At 38.4% G+C, this 2,098-nt stretch carries 3 protein-coding genes; all 3 read right to left on the reverse strand.

All coding sequences use genetic code 11. The features are described from left to right. Positions 1-155 precede the first annotated feature (155 nt). The 3 genes from BCF53_RS19040 to BCF53_RS19050 are packed head-to-tail and all read right to left on the reverse strand — an operon-like array spanning position 156 to position 1,967. Positions 156-521, reverse strand: a complete 366-nt coding sequence (locus BCF53_RS19040; protein WP_132704353.1) for a hypothetical protein — start codon at positions 519-521, stop codon at positions 156-158. Between the two features lie 2 nt (positions 522-523). Beyond that, complete coding sequence (locus tag BCF53_RS19045; protein ID WP_132704355.1) at positions 524-1,321, reverse strand: hypothetical protein; 798 nt, start codon at positions 1,319-1,321, stop codon at positions 524-526. 13 nt (positions 1,322-1,334) lie between these two features. Continuing rightward, positions 1,335-1,967, reverse strand: coding sequence for a hypothetical protein (locus tag BCF53_RS19050; RefSeq protein ID WP_132704357.1), 633 nt, complete (start codon positions 1,965-1,967; stop codon positions 1,335-1,337). Between the last annotated feature and the right edge of the window lie 131 nt (positions 1,968-2,098).

Here is a 2,098-nt window from a genome sequence, read left to right on the forward strand (position 1 = left end):
TCGTCCATTGTTTTTCATTACTATGAATTATGATGATGAACGATAATTAAATAAGGTGGGAAATGCTACGTTCCCACTTGAATTGGGGAAGACCCCCATAAAAATACTAACCAAACAAAAAAAGAGTAAAGAGCTTTTTAAAACTATTAATTTCACTATTCGTCGCCAGACATAATATCTTCATCCATGTAATCGACTTTTAACTCTTGAGCACCACACGCCAAAAGCAACTGACGCAACAAGTCTTTAGTTCCAGCGACGCTCCTCAGACCTACAAACTGAAGGAATACCTTGTTATCTTTTATTTTGCATTGTTCGGTAAGCACGCGTTCGTTTTTAAACAGCTGCCAATAATCCAGTATTTCCTCTAAAAGGGCCTCTGCTTCTCGCCCAAAATATTCTATATGCTCTTCAAAACGAAAGCCTATATGCCCGGCAGACAAATCAGATACCAGCGACTCCCACTTATCCTGATCCTTCTCTAAAACAGCAAAGTAAAATTTAGCGACAGACTCCATCATAATTAATCACAGTCCTCATCATCTTCTTCAAACTCAACCTCATGCCACAGGCCTATTAAATACTGAGGAAAATCTGAATTCGGCTTTTCTATTTCCTCAATAAACTCAAGCATATAGGCATAACTTTCTTCGCTATAGGAATGCCAATGTACTTTTTGTTCTAGGTAACCCTTCATAAAGAAGAATAAGTAGTAAAAGCTATTATAAAAGCTGCTCAAATCATCTTTAGCCGCGTCAATGCAACTCAGAAAGTATGGGTACAAGAATTCAAGTTTTTCGGTATTAACTGACTCATTTAGTCCATGATTGAAGTATCGCGAAAACTCTTTTATCAGGTATGGCAATCTATCTATAACCTTAGGCTTATGTTCATATTGACCATCCTTAAAAACATATTTTCTACCCTCTAGGTTGCATACCTCTCCGAGGTGATATCTAAAAAACTTCTTATATTCCTCTAAATCGCCACCTCCATACCCACGTATTGCAGTTACCTCAATACTGGTTATAAGCTCCTTTGTGTCCTTTAAATTCTTACTAACTATGTAGTTGCTATAAAAATGGTCCAAACCTCGGGCAGTACGCACTGGAAACATGAAAGCCAAATCCGCACGAAACTCTTGTAATGGCATATCTTTATCAATTCGACCGAAAAAATAGTATTGACGAAGCAAATCTATCTGATTTTTACGAAGGCGACCGATTTCTGGATCCTTAATGAATTGCTGCCAGCTTTGCTCTCTCTTTTTTAGCCATCCTTCTTTTTCTATCTCAGGAAACAACTCTTTCAAATCAGCCATATATATTCCCCAGTCAATCTCGTGTTACGGTATACGTAGAATTCAAAAAATCTTCAGCCTCGTTAAAAGCTACATCTGCGAATGCTTGCTGAATATAGTTCAGCAACAGTGTTTTTAGATTGGCATATTCAAGGTGTGAGTTTGCTACCTTAGCTGTACTGACACCATTCGATTTAAAATTAACTGTAACAATACCTTTCATATTCTGAATCGCACCAAATTCTTCTGAAAATAAGTTTTTAATTGACTTACTATCTTTATTCTTCACATCTAAGCTGTAACCCAGCTTATCGGTTCCATTATTTTTTCTCGGCTGAAACTCCTGCCAACGCCATATAAAATTACCGTCAACTGCCACTCGATTTCGCTCCTTAGATGTATCACCATTTTCCCAAGCATGACCGACTGTGGCTGCAGCACGATCCAAACTAAACTGTTTATGAAGATTGCCTTGCTTATTATCGTCAGTAACATCCCAAGACTGGATATTTGATTTATATGCTTTAGTTAAGTAGCGATAAGTTTTATCCACACCACTATATGACTTCATTTCTACCCACTTCTCAGCTCCATCACTTCCCTCTAGGATCAGATCACTGAATACGCAGACACCCATCTTAAAGAATAATCTAGCCCATAACCACATAGCCTGCTCATGAACTGCTGGATGCCGCCACGCTTGCTATCAATCGGCCAGTTCCAAGACGTTTCAAGTCAAAACCACCGATTTCAGGCATGCCAAGATTTCAGACCGGCTGAATGATTCAGTTTTTTTGA

Source organism: Reinekea marinisedimentorum, from assembly GCF_004341165.1.
GTDB lineage: Bacteria > Pseudomonadota > Gammaproteobacteria > Pseudomonadales > Natronospirillaceae > Reinekea > Reinekea marinisedimentorum.

Coding starts and splice junctions, on each gene's coding strand:
- BCF53_RS19050 (WP_132704357.1), bottom strand. CDS start 1,967: ATGTGGTTATGGGCTAGATTATTCTTTAAGATGGGTGTCTGCGTATTC.
- BCF53_RS19045 (WP_132704355.1), bottom strand. CDS start 1,321: ATGGCTGATTTGAAAGAGTTGTTTCCTGAGATAGAAAAAGAAGGATGG.
- BCF53_RS19040 (WP_132704353.1), bottom strand. CDS start 521: ATGATGGAGTCTGTCGCTAAATTTTACTTTGCTGTTTTAGAGAAGGAT.